Source organism: Variovorax sp. AC103 (assembly GCF_979254005.1).
The window spans coordinates 178,424-197,320 of the sequence record NZ_CEEDFC010000010.1; the positions used below are offsets into that span (position 1 = coordinate 178,424).

Below are 18,897 nucleotides of genomic sequence, written 5' to 3' on the forward strand. Positions count from 1 at the left end.
TTCGCCTTGGCATGCGCCCGGCTCTTTTGTTGTCTTGCGTGGCGCTGCTGTGCGCCTGCGCCGTGCCGCACGACCGAGCCGACCGCTCGGTGCAAGTGCCGTCGGCATGGCACGAGGCTGCTGCGTCACCGGCCGGCGCCGCAACCGTCGACGCGCAGTGGTGGCGCGGTTTCGGCAGCACCGAACTCGACGCCTTGGTCGCGCGTGCGCAGGCACAGAGCCTCGACCTGGCCGCCGCCGTGGCCAGGGTGCGGCAGGCCGACGCGCAGGCCGTCATCGCGGGCGCGGCGCAGCGCGTGCAATGGTCCGGCGCGATCGACGTCGGGCGGGAAGGGCGGCTGGGTGGCCATGCCGAAGTCGACGGCAGCACCCATGCCGCGGGTTTTGTCGCCCGCTACGAACTCGACTTGTGGGGCCGCGCCGCCGCATTGCGCGAGCAGGCCGTGCAGGGCGTGCGTGCCAGCGCCTTCGACCGCGACACGGTACGGCTCGGCCTCACCGCGCGGGCGGCGTCCGCATGGCTGCTGGCGCTGGCATTGCATGAGCGCGCCTCGATCGCCGAGCGCAATCTTGAAAATGCCCGCCGCGTGCTCGCACTGGTGGCGTCCCGCAGCCGTGCCGGTGCGGTGTCTCCGCTGGACCTGGCACAGCAACGCGGCCTGGTGGCGCAGCAGCAGCGCTCGCTCGCTGCGTTGCGCCAGCAGGCTGCGGACGCCGAAACCGCGTTGGCGGTGCTGCTGGGCACGTCGATGCCGGCAGCGGGGCCGCGCGGGCCGCGGCTCGATGCGCTTCAGGTTCCCCCCATCGATGCCGCGAGCGCACCTTCCGATTTGCTGGCGCGGCGCCCCGACATCGCCCGTGCCGAGGCGCAACTGGCCGCTGCCGATGCCGACGTTCGGGCGGCGCGCGCGGCCTTGCTGCCTGCCGTCACGTTGAGCGCGGCGCTGGGCACCGGACCGGGACGCTACGGCCAGATCTTCGACAACCCCATCTACAGCCTGGCGGCGGGGCTGGCCGCGCCGATCTTCGACGGCGGCCGGCTGGCGGGTGCGCAAAAGCTGGCCGAGGCCCGGCGGGAGGAACTGCTCGCGGACTACCGGGGCGCGATCGCCACGGCCTTCGGCGATGCCCGGACCGCGCTCGACGGTGTCCGGGCCATCGACGCGCAGGCGGAGGCGCAGGCCAGCGAACTGGCCGAGGCGCGCCGGGCGGCAGAGCTGTCCGAAGCGCGCTACCGCGCGGGCGCGGAGACGCTGCTGACGTTGCTCGACGCGCAGCGCACGCTGTACGGGGCGCAAGACCTGTCGGTCGAGCTGCGCATGGCGCGCCTGCAGGCCAGGGTCGCGCTCTACCGCGCCATGGGTGGGGGTTGGGGCCGGGGCGCCGGTGCCTCTGCCATGGCGCGAGGCGAGCGCACACCCGGCTGAACATTCCGTGCGGTGGATCGTCTCTTTCCATGAGGCGCCGCGCAGGCGCAACCGCTGGCGCCTGGCGCCCCAAGGGCATCCACCCGAATCAACACAGCGCCTGGAGTAGCAGTGGCCCCGCAGAACCGCACGGAGGTGCCGTCCGCCGAGGAGACCGCATGGCGTCTCTACATGGAACTCAGAGAGAACCCGTGCCGCACGGTGGCGTTGAAGCTGACGCACTGGCTGCGCGAAGCGCCGGCGCATTCGCGCGCGTTCGAGCGCGCGCTGCGCCTGTGGGCGCTGGCCGGCGCCGCGCTGGTCGTCAACCGCCGCAGGAATTTCCATCCGCCCAGCGGTGGCGTCGAATGAGGCGCATCGCCGCTGCCGGACATGCCTCGGCATCCGACGCGCACATTCGATCGGCCGCTTCGCTGTTCGCGCGGATGCACGCGGTACCGACCACGGAAAACGCCGAACGGCTTGCGCAGTGGCTGGGCGAGGGCCCGGTGCATGTGCGGGCGCTCGACATCGCGCTGACCGAATGGGGGCTGATGCAATCGGGGAACCTTGCGGTCGATGCAGGCGGTGCGGGCGATGCAGGCGATGCGGGCCAGACGGGCCATGCACGACGCGGGTCGGGCGGCGCCTGAGCTGCGCGCCGGCTTGCGCCGTCAGCGCGTCAGCAACGTCACGCTGCCGTCCGGGCGATGCACGGCTGTCAGCGGCAGGATCGTAGGCAGCGCAGCCACGAGGCCTTCGGAATCGTTGGTGCGGAACCGCCCCGACAGCCGCATGGCGTCGATGCGGGTGTTGGTTGTGACGATGGGCTGCGCGCGGTAGCTGTTGACGGCCGCCAGGGCGTCGCCCAGTGGCGTGTTCTCGAACACCAGCCAGCCGCTGCGCCACGCGGACAGCGCCGCGGTGTCGGTCTGGCGCACGGGTGCGGCATGGCCGTCCTGGATCTCGAGCAGTTCGCCCTTGCGCAAGTCGATCACTTCCGCCTCGGTGCCCGGCGACCGCGAGCGCGGTGCCACCCGCACACGCACATGCCCGTGCTCGACGCCCACGGTGATCGGGCCGCCGCGATCGCGCACGGTGAACGCGGTGCCCACCACTTCGATGGTGGCGCCGCGCGTGCGGACCTCGAAAGGGCGCTGCGCGTTGGGTGCCACCTCGAAGCGCACTTCGCCGCGCGCCATGTCCACGAAGCGACGCTGGCGGTACAGCGTCACGTCGATCGCGCTGAGCGGGGCCAGGTCGAGCTGGCTGCCCGCCCCGCCGCCGAGGCCGTCGGTCAGCCTCACCTTCAGCATCCGGGCGGTGCGGGTTTCGTAGGCCGAGCGGAACACGGGCTGATGCCAATACCACTGTACCCCGCGGCCCGCGACCAGGCCGGTGCCGAGCAGGGCCGCGACGGAAAACAGCATCTTGCGGCGCTGTTGCCGCTGCGCCGACGACGCGGATGCTGCCGCGGCCTGGGCCATGAGCCCGCCTTCGGGCTCGTTGAAGTGCGCACGCAGGTCGTTCGCCATGCCGCCCAGGGCGTCCCAGCGCTGTCGCGCTTCCTGCGCGGCCGCCGCGTGCTCGGCCGACTTCCCGCGCCACTGGCTGAGCGCCGTGCGGGCCTGGCCCGCGGCGTCGCCGGGCGCCATCTCGCCTGCGACGATCAGCGCCAGCGCGCGTTCGACCAGCCGTTCGCGCGGCGCGCCCATGGCCATGCCGTTCACGAGAAGTCTTCGGCCAGTGCCGCGTCGAAGCCGGGGCGGTTCAGCAGGACCTGCGGCTCGATCAGTTCGCCACGCAGCTGCGCGAACACGCGGGAGCAGTCGATGGTGGCGCGCAGCAGGTGCTTGGCCACGGCCATCTCGGTGATGCCGAGCCGCTGCGCGATCTCGGCGCGCGTGTGGCCGTAGGCGCGGAACAGCAGGAACACCTCGCGCCGGCGCGGCGGCAGCTTTTCCATGGTCTCGACCACGCGCGCCAGCACGCGCTGCTGGGCGACGATGTATTCGCTGGACTGCGCGGTCTGGTGGGTGCCTGTGCCGTCGTGCCCGCCTGCCCATTCCTGGGCGACCTTGCGCCGCCGTGCGTCGTCGATGCAGAGGTTGCGCGCCACGCGAAACAGCAGGGCGCGCGGCGATTCGATGGCGCCGCCGGCGGCCTCGTGGCCGTCGGGCAGGGCATCGCCGCGCGCGCCGCCGCGTGCCTTGAGCGCCGCGGTGTAGACCCGTTCGAAGCTGGACTGCGCGATGTCGGCCGCGTAGTGCGGGTCTCGCAGGTCGCGGGTCAGCTGCCGGCGCAGGTCCGCATAGTGAGCTACCAGTTCCTGAACGAGGTCGCGCATCCGGCCGCCTTCTCGCAAGCATCGACGATGGACCCCAAGGTCTTTCGCCCACGCGCGGCGAATGCCGGGTGTCGATGGCCTTGGGAGGAGTGAATAAGAACTATTCTTATTGGAGTGTATCACCGATCGTGAGTCGAACGGATGACTGCGATGCCCCTGTCTTCGTCGTGGAATGGGTTAAAACTAACGCCGTTAGATTACCATTTGCAGTCGGCCTAACGTTGTCAGGTTGACCATCTCTTCCCCTTCCCCATCAGCTTCCCCAGCCCTCAAAGAGTTGCTCATGTCTTCTTCCAACATCGGGTCCGAGTCACCGTCCGGCCCGCTCCAGCCGGGGCTTGTCGAGCGCACGCTCACGCGCCTGTTCCTGCGCCCCGCGCGCGTCATTTCGGCGGCCACGCTGTCGCCGCGGTTCCGGCTCATCGACCTCGAGGGCGTGGCCTTCGAGGGCAACCGGTGGTCGCCCGGGCAGAAGTTGCAGATCAAGCTCGACGGCGGCTTCATGACGCGCACCTACACGCCCGTGCGCTGGGACGCCGCGCGCAGCGTGACCCGCATCGTGGCCTTTGCGCACGGCGAAGGGCCGGGCAGCGAGTGGGTGCGCCACGCGAGCCCGGGCGACGCGCGCCAGGTGTTCGGCCCGCGCCGCTCGCTCGACCTGGAACCGCTGGCGGGGCCGGTGGTGTTCTTCGGCGACGAGACCTCCTTCGGCCTCGTGGCGTCGCTGGGCGCCCGGGAGGATGTGCGGGCCGTGTTCGAGGTGGGCGCCATCGCCGAATCGCGCCAGGTGCTGGACGCGCTGGGCGTGCGGCACATGGCGCTGATGGAACGCCGCACCGACGACTCGCACCTGGCCGAACTGCAGGCTGCGATGGGGGCGCCCATGTCCGCCGACACGCACTACGTGTTGACCGGCAAGGCCTCGTCGATTCGCCAGCTGAGCCGCGCGCTCAGGGCGCAGGGCGTGGAGGCCCGGCGCATCAAGGCCAAGGCCTACTGGGCGCCCGGAAAGACCGGGCTCGACTGAGCGCGCACCGCCGCCGCCGGGCCGCTCACCGCTTCTTCTTTTTCGGCGCCTCGATCCTGCTCGCCAGCCCTGCAATGAACACATCGAGGCCGAGCGCGAAGCGCTCCTCGAGGTTGGTGTCGAACAGCGCGCCCGCGCATGCGAAGACCGAAGGAAACCGGTCCTTCGACAGTGCGCGCAGGTCCTCCTGGTGCGCGGCCAGGTCGACGCCGTTGCCGGGCCACAGCGCCTGCTCCTCCATCACGAAGCCGAGCACGTAGTACATCAGGCTGAAGGAGCCCCACGTCGCGAGCTCGTGGCTGGCGCCCGCACGCAGGAGCGGCCCGAGCATCGCCTCTCCCATGCGCAGCGTGTTGTCCGAAGTCACGTAGGTGCCGGCATACACCCGGGCGCCGTCGCGGTGCGACAGCAGGCCCTGGCGCAGCTGCTCTGCGACCCGGCGGATCGCCTCCTGCCACGACAGGCCGTCGAGCGGCTCGCGCACCACGCTTTCGACCAGCGCATCGGCCATGCCGTCGATCAGCGCCTTCTTGTTGGAAAAGTGCCAGTAGAGCGAGGGCGCCTGCACCTGCAGGGCTTGCGCCAGCGCGCGCATCGTGAGGCCGTCGAGGCCGTTCTCGTCGAGCAGCACGAGGGCCGTGGCGATGATCTGGTCGCGCTGGATTCGCATCGGGGGTCCGTGTCTTCGGTGGGGTAAGGCTGACGCTGTCAGTGTAGTCAGCGGCTTGACCCGTTCGCGAAGCGGGTGATAGCCTGCCGCGGCCATCGCGGGCAGTCGCCCGCGATGGCACGCACTTTTCGGCACCTCAAAAAGAACGGACCCCATGAAGACTCACGCGCACGCATTCGCCTCGACCTCCACCCGGCACAACGTCCGCCGCTGGGCGCGCACCGCCTGCCACGGCGCGGTGCTGGCCTGTGCGCTCATTGCCGGCCAGGCCATGGCCCAGAAGCCGCACCAGGGTGCGCTCGACGCCGCCACGCAAAGCAAGGACGAGGCGCTGAAGCTGCTGGAGCGCATGGTCAACATCGACTCGGGCTCGGCCAGCACCGAAGGCCTGGACAAGGTGCGCGAGATGGCGGTGGACGAGCTGCGCAAGCTCGGCGCCCGCATCGAGACCTTTCCGGCCGACCCGCACCCGGGCACCAACGTGGTCGCCACGCTGACCGGCCAGGGCAAGAAGAAGATCCTGATCCTCGCGCACATGGACACCGTCTTCAAGGAAGGCACGGCCGCGGCCAAGCCCTTCTACATCAAGGACGGCCGCGCCTACGGCCCCGGCGTGATGGACGACAAGGGCGGCGTGGTGGCCGGCCTGTATGCGCTGAAGATCCTGCAGCAGATCGGTTTCAAGGACTACGGGCAGATCACCTTCCTGCTCGACACCAACGAGGAGGTCGGTTCGGTCGGCACCAGCGCGCTGATCGAGCGCATCGCCAAGCAGCACGACGTGGCGCTCAACCTGGAGCCGGGCCGTCCGGCCGACGGCCTGGTGGTCGAGCGCAAGGGCTCGGCCACCGCGCTGCTCGAAGTGAAGGGCGTTGCCGCTCATGCGGGCGTGGCGCCGGAGGCCGGCCGCAACGCCGCCATGGAACTGGCGCACCAGGTGCTGCAGCTGTCCAAGACTGCCGACGCCGCGAAGAAGACCACCGTCAACTTCACCGTGCTCACGGCCAACGGCCCGACCAACGTGATTCCCGCCGCCGCCAGCGCCAAGGCCGACGTGCGCGTGGCCACGCCCGACGAGTTCGACCGCGTCGAAAAGGACATGGTGCGCATCGCGCAGAACAAGCTCATTCCCGAGACCGAGGTGCGCGTGCGCCTGAGCCGCGGCCTGCCGCCCATGCCGCGCCTGCCTTCGTCGGACAAGCTGGTGAAGATGGCCGAGGGCATCTACGCGGAGATCGGCAAGAAGCTCACCATCGAGAGCAGCGGCGGCGCGGCCGATGCGAGCCTGGTGGCGGGCGTGGGGATTCCGGTGCTCGACGGCTTCGGCATCGTGGGCGGCGGCATCCACACGCCGGAGGAATACGCGGAGGTCGAGAGCGTGGTGCCTCGCCTTTACCTGCTCTCGCGCATGCTGATGGACCTGTCGGCGAACTAGGCAAGCCCCCAGGCTTCGCGCACTTCGTGTCGCTTCTCCTTCCCCCCTTGCTGGGGTGGCACCCGCGGCCCGGCAACGCCGGTTCCGCGGTGCCCCTGGAAGGTGTCAGCCGCGCTTCGGAATGTTCAGGCCCCGCGCCACGGCGGGGCGCGCCACGAAGGCCTCGAGCACGCGCGCCACGTTCGGGAAGTCCTTGAAGCCCACCAGGTCGCCCGCTTCGTAGAAGCCGATCAGGTTGCGGATCCACGGGAAGGTGGCGATGTCGGCAATGCTGTAGTCGTCGCCCAGGATCCACTTGCGGCCGGCCAGGTGCTTGTCGAGCACGCCCAGCAGGCGCTTCGATTCGGCCACGTAGCGGTCGCGCGGACGCTTGTCTTCGTAGTCCTTGCCGGCGAACTTGTTGAAGAAGCCGAGCTGGCCGAACATGGGGCCGATGCCGCCCATCTGGAACATGACCCACTGCAGCGCTTCGTAGCGCCCGGCGGTGTCCTGCGGAATGAACTTGCCGGTCTTCGAAGCCAGGTACACCAGGATGGCGCCCGACTCGAACAGCGGCAGCGGCTTGCCGTCGGGCCCGTTGGGGTCGAGGATCGCCGGGATCTTGTTGTTCGGGTTCAGCGACAGGAACTCCGGCGACATCTGGTCCTGTGTCTCGAAGCTCACCAGGTGCACCTCGTAGGGCAGGCCGGTTTCCTCCAGCATGATCGACACCTTCACGCCGTTGGGCGTGGGCAGCGAGTACAGCTGCAGGCGGTCAGGGTGCTGCGCGGGCCATTTCTTCGTGATGGGGAAGCTCGAGAGATCGGTCATGTGTGGTCCTTGGTGAGGGTCAGGTTTCGCCAAGCGCCGGATTCTGCCCGGCTCGGCTCGCCGGCGTGCGCGCATGGCCTTGCAGGCGGGGCAGCACCTCGCGCCCGAGTTCGTCGATCACGTCCATCGCGGGCCGCGGGCCGCGCACCAGGTTCAGCAGCACGTGGGCGACGCCGGCGTCTTCCATCCGGTCGAGGTAGGCCACGAGCGCATGGCGCCCTGTGCGCTGGCCGAGCTCGATGGCTTCGGCCGGTGCATGCGCATCGTCGAGCAGGTCGAGCTGCAGCGACTGAACAAAGGGCTTGGCCTCGCCGCCGGCGCGATCTCGCAGCGCGCTCTGCCACAGCCCGATGCGGCCCTGCTGGCGCGCCTCGTCGCGGTGGTAGGTGGCCCAGCCGTCGGCATGTGTGGCGGTCCATTGCAGCGACTGGCGTGCGGACCCCACGACCAGCACGCCGATGCGCGTGGCGGGCGGCGCCATCAGGTCGAAGCCGCCCGTGGCCTCGCGCAACGCGGCGCGGTCTTGCACATCGGGCGCGAGGGCCGAACGCACGAGGTTCCAGCGTTCGCGAAAGGTGTCGCCGCGCAGCGCGATGTCTTCCTTGAAGATGGCGAACTCCGCCTCGCGGTCGCCCGAGCCCAGGCCCAGGATAAAGCGGTCGCCCGACAGGCGGTTCAGCGACAGCGCTGCCTTGGCCACATGCAGCGGATGGCGCAGCGGCAGCACCGCGGCGGCCGTGCCGAGCGCGATGCGCTGCGTGGCTGCGGCCAGCGTGGCGAGCCAGACGAAGGGCTCGTCGAGCACGGAGATCTCGTCGCCCTGCGGCACCATCACCGGCACGTCGCGTGTCCACAGCGCGGCAAAGCCGAGCTCGTCGGCGCGCTGTGCAAGGCGGCGTTCGAACGCGGGGTCGGCCATGGCGCCGTTGGCGCGGGCCAGGGGCGTCATCAGCCCCGGCGTGAGGCGGCCTGCGAGCAGGGTCTGCCGGTAGGCGATGTTGAAGGGTGTCATGTCGCTCGGGTGAGAGGGCCGCGAAATGATCGCACGGGCAATCTCGTTCGGAGATGCACCGATCTTTAATCCATATGCATCTTGCGCGTTAACCCGCTGCAGCGATGCGTGAGCGGCCACGACCATCGTGGCACCGACAAGACCCACAGAAAGCGAGACAACCGCCCATGAGCTCCACCACCACCGCTGCCGGCACGCAGCCCCACAAGGGTCGCTTCGACAGCACCTCTGACGCGGTCTACCGCAAGGTCGGCTGGCGGCTGATTCCGCTGCTGTTCCTGTGCTACATCGTGGCCTACCTCGACCGCGTGAACGTCGGCTTCGCCAAGCTGCAGATGCAGGGCGACCTGCAGTTCAGCGAGGCCGTCTACGGGCTGGGCGCGGGCATCTTCTTCATCGGCTACTTTTTGTTCGAGGTGCCCAGCAACGTGGTGCTGCACCGCGTGGGCGCGCGCCGCTGGATCGCCCGCATCATGATCACCTGGGGGCTGCTGTCGGCGGCGACCATGTTCGTGAGCTCGCCGATGTCGTTCTACGTCATTCGCTTCCTGCTCGGCGCGGCCGAGGCAGGCTTCTTCCCCGGCATCATCCTGTACCTCACCTACTGGTACCCGGCCGCGCGGCGCGGCAAGGCGACCTCGCTGTTCCTCGCGGCCATTCCTTTCGCGGGCATCCTGGGCGGGCCGATTTCAGGATGGATCCTGCAGGGCATGGGCGGCGTCAATGGCTGGGCCGGCTGGCAATGGCTGTTTCTGCTGCAGGGTCTGCCGACGGTGGCGCTGGGCCTGGTGGTGTGGCGCTACCTCGACGACCGCGTGAAGGACGCGCAGTGGCTCACCCCCGCCGAGCGTGAGCTCATCGCCCGCGACATCGCCGCCGAAGACGCGGGCAAGGCCGTGCCGCGCCTGCTCACCGTGCTCAGCAACGGGCGGGTATGGCTGCTGGCGCTGGTGTACTTCGCCTACACCTCGGGGCTGTACGGCATCTCGTTCTGGCTGCCGAGCATCATCAAGTCCATCGGCGTGAAGGGCGCGCTCGACATCGGTCTGCTCAGCGCCATTCCGTGGTCTTTCGGCGTGGTGGCGATGTACCTCATGGCGCGCAGCGCCGACCGCCGGCTCGAGTACCGCTGGCACAGCGCGCTGGCCGCCATCGTCGGTGCCGTCGGGCTGGTGCTCAGCGTGGCGTTCCATGGCAACGCGACGCTCGCGATGGCCGGCCTCACACTGGCCACCATGGGCATCATGTCCACGCTGCCGATCTTCTGGGGCATGCCCACGGCCTTCCTGGGCGGCGCGGCCGCCGCGGCGGGCATTGCGCTCATCAATTCGTTCGGCAACCTGTCGGGCTTCAGCGCGCCGTTTCTCATCGGCCTGATCAAGGACGCCACGCAAAGCACCGACGCGGGGCTGCACATGCTGGCTGCGCTGCTGGTCATCGGTGCGGTGCTGGTGCTGTTCGTCAAGCCCGAGCGCGCTTCGCCGAAGCGCTGATCCGGTCCCCGCGCCGCGGCTTTCGTCCGCGGCGCTTTCCCCCTCTTCTGAAAGAACCCCATGGATGCGGTTGTGAGTACCCCTGCGCGTTCGAACGCGCCCGCCGTGGCCCGGCGGTCCCCCTCGCCCGATCTGGTCGCGCTGCTGCAGCGCAAGTTCGCCGAGCGCTTTTCCACCAGCCAGGCGGTGCTGCTGCAGCACGGCACCGACGAGTCGGCCTACCTGCCGCAGCCGCCCGACGCGGTGGTGTTCGTGCAGAGCACGGACGAAGTCGCCTTCGTGGTGCGGGCTTGCGCGCGGGAGCGCGTGCCGATCATCGGCTTCGGCGTCGGCTCGTCGGTGGAGGGGCATCTGCTGGCGGTGCAGGGCGGTGTCTGCATCGACTTCTCTCAGATGAACAAGGTGCTGGCGATTCGCCCCGGCGACCTCACGGCCACGGTCGAGGCCGGCGTGACGCGCGGGCAGTTGAACGCGGCACTGCTGAAGACCGGCTTCTTCTTCTCGGTCGACCCCGGCGCCGATGCATCCATCGGCGGCATGGTGGCCACGGCCGCGTCGGGGACCAACACCGTGCGCTACGGCACCATGCGCGACAACCTGGTGAGCCTCACGGTGGTCACGGCTGACGGCGAGGTGGTGCGCACCGCCTCGCAGGCGCGCAAGAGCTCGGCGGGTTACAACCTCACGCAGCTCTACTGCGGTTCCGAAGGCACGCTGGGGCTCATCGCCGAGGCCACGGTGCGGCTGCATCCGCACCCCGAGGCGTATGCGGCGGCGGTGGTGCACTTTCCATCGGTGCGCGCGGCGGTCGACTGCGTGACCGAGGCGATCCAGATGGGCGTGCCGCTGGCGCGCGCCGAGATGCTGGACGCGCTGACCATCCACGCCGTGAACGCGCACAGCCGCACCACGCTCAGCGAGCACCCCACGCTGTTCCTGGAGTTCGGCGCGAGCCGCTCGCAGATCGACGAGCAGGCCGACGTGGTGCGCGAGATCGTGGCCAACCACGGTGGCGGTGCCTTCCAGTGGGCCATTCGCCCGGAGGAGCGCTCGCGTCTGTGGACGCCGCGGCATCACGCCTACTTCGCATGCCTTCAATTGAAGGCGGGCAGCCGCAGCCTGACGACCGATGCCTGCGTGCCGCTGTCGGCGCTGGCGCAGTGCATCGACGAGACACAGACCGACATCGCCGAACACGGCCTGCTCGCGCCGGTGTTCGGCCACGTCGGCGACGGCAACTTCCATTGCCTGGTGCTCGTCGACCCGAACAACGCCGAGGAGAACGACGCGGCCGAGGCCTTCAGCCACCGGCTGGTGCAGCGCGCGCTGCGCCATGGCGGCACGTCGACCGGCGAGCACGGCGTGGGGCTGCACAAGATGAAGTACCTGGTGGAGGAGCACGGCGAGCACACCGTGGCGTTGATGCGCGCCATCAAGCAGGCGCTGGACCCGCACGACATCTTCAACCCCGGAAAGATCGTCGGGCCCGCCACGGCCTGAGTGCATCCGCACATCACGCAACAACAACACTGGAGACGCAACGATGAAGAGCTCGAACATGTCTGCAACCGCACGCCGCGCGCTCGTTTCAGTGGCCGTGGCCACGTTGGCGGCGGGTTGCGGTGGCGGGGGCGGCAGTGCAAGCGGCTTCTGGCCGCTGTTGCCGCCGGCACCTGCGCCCGCCAGCCCCCCGCCGGCCGCGCCACCGCCACCTGCGGTTTCGCTCACCGACAAGTGCCCCACGCTCAAGGGCCAGACCTTCGGCGCAGGTGCGGTCGTGGTCGACGATGCCAAGGTGCTGGCCGCGACAGGGCCGCAGCCTGCGTACTGCGTGGTCACCGCGAACTTCAAGGGGTCGAGCCTGCGCTTCGAAGCGCGCCTGCCCACCGAAGGCTGGAACGGCAAGCTCGCCTTCATCGGCGGCGGCGGCTTCGACGGGCAACTGCCCAAGGCCAGCGACCCGCAGTTCAGCGCGTCGATCTTCTCCGAGCGCTACGCCACCCTTGGCACCAACGGCGGCTACGACTACGGCGGGCCGCCCGACGCGGGCTACTTCGCGGCGGGCTTCGCGGCCGATCCGGCCAAGCTGCTCGACTTCACGCAGCAGTCCGAGCACCGCGCGTTGCCGCCGGGCAAGGAAGTGATTGCCGCTTTCTTCGGCAACGGCCCCACGCGCAGCTACTTCGAAGGCTGCTCCATGGGCGGCCATGACGCTCTGATGCAGGCGCAGCGCTTTCCCGACGATTTCGACGGCATCGTGGCGCGTGCACCCGCGGGCAACATCATGGGCCTGTTCATGCAGTTCAATCGCATCTCGAAGCAGGTGGGCACGCCGGCCAACACGCTCAACACGGCCAAGCAGACGCTGCTGGCGAACGCGGTGCTCGCGCAGTGCGACGCGCTCGACGGCGTGGCCGACGGCATCGTTTCCAAGCCTGCCGCCTGCAACTACGACCCCGCGCCGCTGCGCTGCGCGAACGGGGCGGACACGGGCAACAGCTGCCTGTCGGATGCACAGATCGCCACCGTGAACACCATCACTTCGGCGGTGGCCACGTCGGACAACGCGTGGTCGCACCCGGGCTACAACTTCGGGCTGGAGAACACGGCCGAGGGCTGGGGTTCGTACATCTGGCCGCAGGCGGCGCTGGGCGGCAACTCTGTCCAGGGCATGTTCTCGGATGGCTTCGTGCGCTCGTTCATCACGCAGGACCCCGGCTTCGACACGCTCACCTGGAACCCCGACCAGTGGCTCACGCGCATGGGCATCATCGGCGGCATGTTCAGCGCGGCCGATCCCGACCTGAACCGGCTTCATGCGCGCGGTGCCAGGCTGATCATGTGGAACGGCACCAACGACACCTCGGTGAGCGCGCGTGACACCTCGCGCTACTACGACCGCGTGGTGTCCGCCATGGGGCAGCAGAAGGCCGACGAGACGGTCGAGCTCTTCCTGGCGCCCGGCGTGGGCCATTGCTACGGCGGCCCGGGCGCGGACAAGGTCGACCTGCTGAAGGCCATGTCGACCTGGGTGGAGCAGGGCGTGCCGGCGTCGGCGCAGAAGCTGGTGCAGCGCAAGGTCGATGCCGCGAGCGGAGCGACCGCGCTCTCGCGGCCGATGTGCAAGTACCCCGCCTATCCGCGCTACAAGGGCACGGGCGACGCGAAGGACGCGGCGAACTTCGACTGCGTGAACTGAGGCCTTGTCCGACCCTGCACCCTCGACACCGCGCCCTAGAATGACCCGCCGCGCGCAGCACGCCCGCTGCGTGCGGCGGGAGACCCTTCGATGGAACTGCGCCAGTTCAAGTATTTCGTCGCCATCGTGGACTGCGGCAGCCTGTCGCGCGCAGCGCAACAACTCTTCATTGCACAGTCGGCCTTGAGCAAGCAGATGGCCGAGCTGGAATCGGAGCTTGGCACCCAGCTGCTGCTGCGCAGCCGCAACGGCGTGGCGATGACCGAGGCGGGCAAGGTGTTCTATGAATACGCCCAGGGCATCACCAAGCAGGTGAGCGACGCCAAGGCCGCGGTGCACGTGGCGTCCGATGCCGTGTCGGGCTCGGTGGTGGCGGCGCTGCCGCAGAGCGTGTCGCCCATGATCGCATTGCCGCTCATGCGCGCGGCGGCCCGGCGCTACCCCGACGTGGTGCTGCACCTGAACGAGGAACTCACCGGCAACATGGCCGACCAGTTGCTGCGCGGCCGTGTCGACGTGGCGGTGTTCTCGCCCACCATGCCGGCGGACGACATCCTTTTCACGCCGCTGGTCGAGGAAGACTTCGTGTTCCTCGAATCGCCGCAAAGCCCGCATGCGTTTCCGCCCGGCGACGTGAGCATCCGGCAGGCCACTGCGCGGCCGCTGGTGTGGCCTGCCAATGCGCACGGTCACTGCACACGCTGGCTGGTCGATGCGGTGCTGGAGCGGGAGGGCCATTCCGCGGCGCAGGTGGCCGTGGAGATCAACTCGGTCTACACGCTGAAGGCCGCGGTGGAGGCGGGCCTCGGGCCGACCGTCATGCCGTTCGGGCTCGCGCAACGCGAGGTGCAGGAAGGCCGGCTGGCCGCGCACCGCATCGATTCGTCGTCGATGTTCCGCACGCTGGGGCTGTGCGTGTCGGTCCATCTGCCGACCACGAACGCCAAGCGCGCCGTGTGTACGCTGATCGGCGACGTGATGCGCGAGCTGTGCGAGAGCGGGCAGTGGGCGGGTGCGCGCGTGGTGGCGCCGCCAAGAAAGCCGAAGGAGCCGAAGGCATAGCGCCCTCGGCGGTTCGCCTCATGCGCTGCGCCTGGTGGCCGTCTTTGCCGCCTTGCGGGGCGCGGCTTTCGCGGGCGCGGCGAACAGGCGCGTGAGGGCCAGTCGCACATCGGCCTGCATGGCCTCGATGGCCTTCGCATCGCCCGACAGGTGCTTCAGCAGCGCCTGCTGGAACAGCCCGTCGAACAGCGCATAGGTGGCCGATGGTGGCATGCCGCACGGCTCGCCGGAGAGTTCGGCGAAGCGGCTCATGATGCGCCAGATCATGTCTTCCAGGCTCTTGTCGATCTGCACGACATCGGCGCGGAAGGCCTCTTCGAACAGCGCCTGCGAGCGCAGGTCGTACCAGAGGCGGTGCACGTGGCCTTCGCCCTGCAAGGTGTCGCCCAGGCTCTGCAGGAAGCCTTCCATCAGCTCGTCGTACGTGGTGGCGCTTTCCACCGCATGGTCGTAGCGCTTGACGCAGCGCGCCTTGTACTGCTTCACGCTGCAGATGATGAGGTCGACCTTGTCGCTGAAGTAGTAGTGCAGCACCCCGTGCGAGAACTCCGAGTTCTGCGCGATCTCTCGCAGGCTGGTGCGCGCATAGCCCAGCGCGGCCAGTGTGGTGAGCGCTGCCTCGCCAAGTTCGGCGCGCCGCTCCGAGAACTTGTCGACCCGTGTCTTGGGCACCCGTTCTGCGTGTTTCTGGACCCGTGGATGTGTCGTCATTGAAAGCCGGGCCGCGTGGTGCCGGCCGCTGTGTTCCTCTTGATGCCAAACCATAGCACGCAAGCGGGAGAACCCGCATCCGGCGTATCACGCATGGTTTCTTTTGAAACTGGACATGTGTCAAAGAAAAAATCTTGACACTCGTCAAGTCGATTTCTAGCATGGCCGATCCATCTCACAACACATACACAGGAGACAAGCGATGGCCAGGTTCGACTTGAAAGGGCGCAAGGCGCTCGTGACAGGCGGTGCGCGCGGCATTGGCGCGAGCATTGCCGAGGCGCTGGCGGCGGCCGGCGCGTCCGTGATGATCGGCGACGTGCTCGCCGACCTGGGGCGCGAAACCGCTGCCAGGTTGTCGGCGTCGGGGGCGAAGGTGGGCTTCGTGCCGCTCGACGTCACCAAGGACGCGGACTGGGCCTCGGCCAGCGCGGCCACCGTCGAGGCGCTCGGGGGTTTCGACATCCTCGTGAACAACGCCGGCATCGAGATCACTTCGCTGGTGATCGACGTCGACGGCGACGACCTGCGCCGCATGCTCGACGTGAACGTGGCCGGCACGCTGCTCGGCATGAAGCACGCGTTCCGCGCCATGCGCCCTGGCGGCAGCGCGGGCGGCGGCGGGGCGGTGGTCAACATCGCATCGGTCGCGGCCACCATCGCGTTCCCGGCCATCGCCGGCTACTCGGCCACCAAGTCCGCCGTCGATCGCGCCACGCGCGTGGCGGCCATGGAGTCCGGCAAGCTGGGCTACGGCGTGCGCGTGAACTGCATCTACCCGGGGCTCGTGCCCACCGACATGGGCATGAAGCTCGCCAACGACATCGTGGCCGCGGGGCTGGCACCCAGCGTCGAGGCCGCGGTGGGCGACGTGATCGGCCAGACGCCGCTCGGGCGCCTGGGCGAGGTCGGCGACATGGCCGACGTGGTGGTCTTCCTCTGCAGCGACGCGGCCCGGTTCATCACCGGCGCGGGCCTGGCGGTGGACGGCGGCATGGGCATGTGAGCACACAACAAAGGAGACACAGCATGAGCATCGGCAAGAAGAAACCCGTCGTCGTCTACGGCGCCTCCGGCTACACCGGCCGCCTGGTCTGCGAGTACCTGCGCGAGTACAACATTCCCTTCATCGCCGCGGGCCGCAGCGCGCAGAAGGTGGACGCGGCGATGAAGTCCAACGTGCCCGGCATCGAGACCGCGAGCTACGAGGTGGTGGAGGTCGCGCACTCGGTGGGGGCGCTCACCGATCTGTTCACCGGTGCCTCGGTGGTGCTCAACACCGTGGGGCCCTTCGCCAGATTCGGCCCCGAGGTGGTCGAAGCCTGCCTGGCTGCCGGGTGCCACTACACCGACACCACGGGTGAGCAGGACTGGCTCATCACCCTCGAGCGGGAATGGGGCGACAGGTTCGCCAAGGCAGGCCTGCTGCTCTCGCCCGGCCTGGCGCAGATGTACACCACCGGCGAGATCGCGGCGCAGCTGTGCCTGGAGACCCCCGGGCTCGACACGCTGGACATCGCCGTGTTCTGGGGCGGCAGCCCGACCATCGCCTCCACCCAGACCATCCTGGTCAATGCGGCCACCTCCAAGGCCTACTACCTGGAGCAGAACGAGTATGTTGAATGGCAACCCGACGCGGGCCTGTACCACCTGGCCATTCCCGGGCAGCACGAGGCGGCGCTCGCATTGCCCTGGGGCGGCACCTCGCACCCGGTGTGGTTCAAGCGCGATCCGCGCGTGGCCAATGTGAAGGTGCTCGGCGGAGTCTTCAACAAGGCGCTGATGCAGGGCGTGCCGCAGATCGTGGCCGCCGCGCTCAAGGCCACCGAGGGCATGAACGACGAGGACCGCTATGCCGCCCTGGCCCGGACGGCCGCGGGCGTGATGAACACCATGCCCCCGCGCGAGAACCCGCGCATCAACAAGTCCGTCGATTCGGTGCATGCCTCCGGCCCGCTGGGCCGCATGCACTGCGTGATCTTCGGAAACTGCAACTACAAGCAGACCGGCCTGTTGCAGGCCTATGCGGCGGCCTCGCTGTTGCAGCAGCCGCCGCGGCGCGCCGGCTTCGCCTCGGGTTGCCAGGCCTTCGGGCATCGCGAGCTGCTGGGTGCGCTGCGCAGCTTCGGGCTGGTGCAGGAGCCCGTACTCACGCGGCTGGGCTGACGCTCATGCGCCTCGTCGACTACCTCGACAAGGGCGCCCAGCTGGGCGCCCATGCGCCGTGCCTGACCCTGGGCGGCACCGACCTGAGCTATGCGCATGTGCAGCGCATCAGCTGGCGCGTGGCGCGCGGCCTGCAGCGCGCCGGCATCCGGCCGGGGGACAAGGTGGCCGTGCTCTCGGGCAACGATGCGATGGCATTCGCCACGGTGTTCGGCATTTCGCGCGCGGGCTGCGTGTGGTGCCCGATCAATCCGCGCAACGAGGCGGGCGAGAACGCCTTCGCGCTCGACGCCTTCGATTGCGCGTGCCTGGTCTTTCACGGCAACTACGCGGCCATGGTCGAGCAGATGCGCCCGCAGCTGCCCAAGCTGCGGGCGCTGGTGTGCCTGGACGTGCCGCAGGCCTTCGCGCCTTCCATGGACGAGTGGCTGGAAGGGCTGGGCGATTCGCCCCTCGATACCGCGCCACCCGACGACGTGGCCATGATCGCCGGCACCGGCGGCACCACCGGACAGCCCAAGGGCGTAATGCTCTCGGGCCGCAACCTCGAGGCGATGTCGGCGCTCACGCTGATGGGCTACCCCTTCGAAGGCCGGCCCGCCTACCTGGCGCTCGCGCCGCTCACGCATGCGGCCGGTGTGCTGTGCCTGCCGGTGATGGCGCTGGGCGGGCGGGTGGTGATCATGCCCAGGCCCGACCTGGGCGAGTTCCTCGGGCTCATCGAGGAATACCGCATCACCCACACCTTCCTGCCGCCCACGCTGATCTATATGCTGCTGCAGCATCCGCAGCTGGCCGCCACGGCGCTCGATTCGCTGCAATGCTTCTGGTACGGCGCGGCGCCCATGTCCACCGCGCGGCTCGAAGAGGCGCTGCAGAAGATCGGCCCGGTCATGGCGCAGCTCTTCGGCCAGACCGAGGCGCCGATGATGATCTCGATGATGTCGCCGCGCGACCACTTCAATGCCGACGGATCGGTCGCCGTGCAGCGCCTGGCGTCGGCGGGGCGCCCGGGCCCGCTGGTGCAGGTGGGCGTGATGAACGGCGAGGGCGCTTTGTTGTCCACGGGCGAGAGCGGCGAGATCGTGGTGCGCGGCTCCCTCGTGATGCAGGGCTACTACAAGGACCCGCGCGCCACCGAGGAGGCCTCGCGCTTTGGCTGGCACCACACGGGTGACATCGGCTATCTGGACGCGGACGGTTTCTTGTACATCGTGGACCGTGCCAAGGACATAATCATCTCGGGTGGCTTCAACGTGTATTCCGCCGAGGTCGAACAGGCGCTCATGCAGCACCCCGACGTGCAGGACAGCGCGGTGGTCGGCCTGCCCGACGAGAAGTGGGGCGAGCGCGTGGTGGCGGTGTTGCAGCTCCACACCGGCCGGCAGGTGGACGTGGACGACATCAAGGCCTTCGTGAAGGCGCGCATCGGCAGCGTGAAGGCGCCCAAGCAGATCGAGGTGTGGCTCGACCTGCCGCGCTCCAAGGTGGGCAAGGTGCTGAAGAAGGACGTGCGCTCCGCGCTGTTGTCGGCACTGCCGCATTGAGCGGGCTGCGCC

At 69.1% G+C, this 18,897-nt stretch carries 18 protein-coding genes; 12 read left to right on the forward strand and 6 right to left on the reverse strand.

Annotation, left to right across the window (positions count from 1 at the left end):
• Positions 1 to 11 precede the first annotated feature (11 nt).
• The 3 genes from AC0IYU_RS16555 (at position 12) to AC0IYU_RS16565 (ending at position 2,059) form a co-directional block, all read left to right on the forward strand.
• A complete protein-coding gene (locus AC0IYU_RS16555) occupies positions 12 to 1,427 on the forward strand; it encodes an efflux transporter outer membrane subunit (protein ID WP_472118937.1) in 1,416 nt (471 codons plus the stop codon).
• Between the two features lie 111 nt (positions 1,428 to 1,538).
• Positions 1,539 to 1,778, forward strand: a complete 240-nt coding sequence (locus AC0IYU_RS16560) for a hypothetical protein (RefSeq protein ID WP_472118941.1) — start codon at positions 1,539 to 1,541, stop codon at positions 1,776 to 1,778.
• Positions 1,775 to 2,059: a hypothetical protein gene (locus tag AC0IYU_RS16565; RefSeq protein WP_472118943.1), complete on the forward strand. Its 285-nt coding sequence runs from the start codon at positions 1,775 to 1,777 to the stop codon at positions 2,057 to 2,059. The genes AC0IYU_RS16560 and AC0IYU_RS16565 overlap by 4 nt, the downstream gene beginning before the upstream one ends.
• 21 nt (positions 2,060 to 2,080) lie before the next feature.
• Here AC0IYU_RS16565 and AC0IYU_RS16570 read toward each other — a convergent pair whose 3' ends face one another.
• A complete protein-coding gene (locus tag AC0IYU_RS16570) occupies positions 2,081 to 3,127 on the reverse strand; it encodes a FecR family protein (RefSeq protein ID WP_472119131.1) in 1,047 nt (348 codons plus the stop codon).
• Positions 3,128 to 3,132: 5 nt separating this feature from the next.
• Positions 3,133 to 3,753 carry an RNA polymerase sigma factor gene (locus AC0IYU_RS16575; RefSeq protein ID WP_472118946.1) on the reverse strand — a complete coding sequence of 207 codons (621 nt, stop codon included), beginning with the start codon at positions 3,751 to 3,753 and terminating at the stop codon, positions 3,133 to 3,135.
• Positions 3,754 to 4,036: 283 nt separating this feature from the next.
• On the opposite strand from AC0IYU_RS16575, the gene AC0IYU_RS16580 reads away from it, so the two are divergent.
• Complete coding sequence (locus tag AC0IYU_RS16580) at positions 4,037 to 4,780, forward strand: siderophore-interacting protein (RefSeq protein WP_472118949.1); 744 nt, start codon at positions 4,037 to 4,039, stop codon at positions 4,778 to 4,780.
• A 25-nt stretch (positions 4,781 to 4,805) separates the two neighbouring features.
• On the opposite strand, the gene AC0IYU_RS16585 is transcribed toward AC0IYU_RS16580, so the two are convergent.
• Complete coding sequence (locus AC0IYU_RS16585; protein WP_472118951.1) at positions 4,806 to 5,450, reverse strand: TetR/AcrR family transcriptional regulator C-terminal domain-containing protein; 645 nt, start codon at positions 5,448 to 5,450, stop codon at positions 4,806 to 4,808.
• Between the two features lie 271 nt (positions 5,451 to 5,721).
• Here AC0IYU_RS16585 and AC0IYU_RS16590 point away from each other — a divergent pair, with 271 nt between their 5' ends.
• Positions 5,722 to 6,885 carry a glutamate carboxypeptidase gene (locus AC0IYU_RS16590; protein WP_435436695.1) on the forward strand — a complete coding sequence of 388 codons (1,164 nt, stop codon included), beginning with the start codon at positions 5,722 to 5,724 and terminating at the stop codon, positions 6,883 to 6,885.
• A gap of 105 nt (positions 6,886 to 6,990) precedes the next feature.
• Here AC0IYU_RS16590 and AC0IYU_RS16595 read toward each other — a convergent pair whose 3' ends face one another.
• Entirely contained in the window at positions 6,991 to 7,695 is a 705-nt protein-coding gene (locus AC0IYU_RS16595) for a glutathione S-transferase N-terminal domain-containing protein (RefSeq protein ID WP_472118954.1), read from the reverse strand.
• Positions 7,696 to 7,714: 19 nt separating this feature from the next.
• Positions 7,715 to 8,707 carry a TIGR03571 family LLM class oxidoreductase gene (locus AC0IYU_RS16600; protein WP_472118957.1) on the reverse strand — a complete coding sequence of 331 codons (993 nt, stop codon included), beginning with the start codon at positions 8,705 to 8,707 and terminating at the stop codon, positions 7,715 to 7,717.
• A gap of 167 nt (positions 8,708 to 8,874) precedes the next feature.
• Between AC0IYU_RS16600 and AC0IYU_RS16605 the strand changes: the two genes are divergently transcribed.
• The 4 genes from AC0IYU_RS16605 (at position 8,875) to AC0IYU_RS16620 (ending at position 14,461) form a co-directional block, all read left to right on the forward strand.
• Complete coding sequence (locus AC0IYU_RS16605) at positions 8,875 to 10,200, forward strand: MFS transporter (protein WP_472118959.1); 1,326 nt, start codon at positions 8,875 to 8,877, stop codon at positions 10,198 to 10,200.
• Between the two features lie 60 nt (positions 10,201 to 10,260).
• Positions 10,261 to 11,700: an FAD-binding oxidoreductase gene (locus tag AC0IYU_RS16610; protein WP_472118962.1), complete on the forward strand. Its 1,440-nt coding sequence runs from the start codon at positions 10,261 to 10,263 to the stop codon at positions 11,698 to 11,700.
• Between the two features lie 43 nt (positions 11,701 to 11,743).
• Complete coding sequence (locus tag AC0IYU_RS16615) at positions 11,744 to 13,399, forward strand: tannase/feruloyl esterase family alpha/beta hydrolase (protein WP_472118964.1); 1,656 nt, start codon at positions 11,744 to 11,746, stop codon at positions 13,397 to 13,399.
• 90 nt (positions 13,400 to 13,489) lie between these two features.
• Positions 13,490 to 14,461: a LysR substrate-binding domain-containing protein gene (locus tag AC0IYU_RS16620; protein ID WP_472118966.1), complete on the forward strand. Its 972-nt coding sequence runs from the start codon at positions 13,490 to 13,492 to the stop codon at positions 14,459 to 14,461.
• A gap of 18 nt (positions 14,462 to 14,479) precedes the next feature.
• Here AC0IYU_RS16620 and AC0IYU_RS16625 read toward each other — a convergent pair whose 3' ends face one another.
• Positions 14,480 to 15,133 (reverse strand): TetR/AcrR family transcriptional regulator, encoded by a 654-nt coding sequence (locus AC0IYU_RS16625; RefSeq protein WP_472118969.1) that lies wholly within the window; start codon positions 15,131 to 15,133, stop codon positions 14,480 to 14,482.
• Between the two features lie 241 nt (positions 15,134 to 15,374).
• Between AC0IYU_RS16625 and AC0IYU_RS16630 the strand changes: the two genes are divergently transcribed.
• From AC0IYU_RS16630 to AC0IYU_RS16640, 3 genes are read left to right on the forward strand one after another with little or no spacing between them, the layout of a single operon-like run.
• Positions 15,375 to 16,178, forward strand: coding sequence for an SDR family NAD(P)-dependent oxidoreductase (locus tag AC0IYU_RS16630; RefSeq protein WP_472118972.1), 804 nt, complete (start codon positions 15,375 to 15,377; stop codon positions 16,176 to 16,178).
• Positions 16,179 to 16,201: 23 nt separating this feature from the next.
• Positions 16,202 to 17,338, forward strand: coding sequence for a DUF5938 domain-containing protein (locus tag AC0IYU_RS16635; protein WP_472118974.1), 1,137 nt, complete (start codon positions 16,202 to 16,204; stop codon positions 17,336 to 17,338).
• Between the two features lie 5 nt (positions 17,339 to 17,343).
• On the forward strand, positions 17,344 to 18,885 hold the full coding sequence (locus AC0IYU_RS16640) for an AMP-binding protein (protein ID WP_472118977.1): 1,542 nt from the start codon (positions 17,344 to 17,346) through the stop codon (positions 18,883 to 18,885).
• Positions 18,886 to 18,897: the final 12 nt, after the last annotated feature.

What these genes read in the sequence shown, in the direction of transcription:
- AC0IYU_RS16555 (WP_472118937.1), top strand. Translation starts at nt 12, where the DNA reads ATGCGCCCGGCTCTTTTGTTGTCTTGCGTGGCGCTGCTGTGCGCCTGC.
- AC0IYU_RS16565 (WP_472118943.1), top strand. Translation starts at nt 1,775, where the DNA reads ATGAGGCGCATCGCCGCTGCCGGACATGCCTCGGCATCCGACGCGCAC.
- AC0IYU_RS16570 (WP_472119131.1), bottom strand. Translation starts at nt 3,127, where the DNA reads ATGGCCATGGGCGCGCCGCGCGAACGGCTGGTCGAACGCGCGCTGGCG.
- AC0IYU_RS16575 (WP_472118946.1), bottom strand. Translation starts at nt 3,753, where the DNA reads ATGCGCGACCTCGTTCAGGAACTGGTAGCTCACTATGCGGACCTGCGC.
- AC0IYU_RS16580 (WP_472118949.1), top strand. Translation starts at nt 4,037, where the DNA reads ATGTCTTCTTCCAACATCGGGTCCGAGTCACCGTCCGGCCCGCTCCAG.
- AC0IYU_RS16585 (WP_472118951.1), bottom strand. Translation starts at nt 5,450, where the DNA reads ATGCGAATCCAGCGCGACCAGATCATCGCCACGGCCCTCGTGCTGCTC.
- AC0IYU_RS16590 (WP_435436695.1), top strand. Translation starts at nt 5,722, where the DNA reads ATGGCCCAGAAGCCGCACCAGGGTGCGCTCGACGCCGCCACGCAAAGC.
- AC0IYU_RS16595 (WP_472118954.1), bottom strand. Translation starts at nt 7,695, where the DNA reads ATGACCGATCTCTCGAGCTTCCCCATCACGAAGAAATGGCCCGCGCAG.
- AC0IYU_RS16600 (WP_472118957.1), bottom strand. Translation starts at nt 8,707, where the DNA reads ATGACACCCTTCAACATCGCCTACCGGCAGACCCTGCTCGCAGGCCGC.
- AC0IYU_RS16605 (WP_472118959.1), top strand. Translation starts at nt 8,875, where the DNA reads ATGAGCTCCACCACCACCGCTGCCGGCACGCAGCCCCACAAGGGTCGC.
- AC0IYU_RS16610 (WP_472118962.1), top strand. Translation starts at nt 10,261, where the DNA reads ATGGATGCGGTTGTGAGTACCCCTGCGCGTTCGAACGCGCCCGCCGTG.
- AC0IYU_RS16615 (WP_472118964.1), top strand. Translation starts at nt 11,744, where the DNA reads ATGAAGAGCTCGAACATGTCTGCAACCGCACGCCGCGCGCTCGTTTCA.
- AC0IYU_RS16620 (WP_472118966.1), top strand. Translation starts at nt 13,490, where the DNA reads ATGGAACTGCGCCAGTTCAAGTATTTCGTCGCCATCGTGGACTGCGGC.
- AC0IYU_RS16630 (WP_472118972.1), top strand. Translation starts at nt 15,375, where the DNA reads ATGGCCAGGTTCGACTTGAAAGGGCGCAAGGCGCTCGTGACAGGCGGT.
- AC0IYU_RS16635 (WP_472118974.1), top strand. Translation starts at nt 16,202, where the DNA reads ATGAGCATCGGCAAGAAGAAACCCGTCGTCGTCTACGGCGCCTCCGGC.
- AC0IYU_RS16640 (WP_472118977.1), top strand. Translation starts at nt 17,344, where the DNA reads ATGCGCCTCGTCGACTACCTCGACAAGGGCGCCCAGCTGGGCGCCCAT.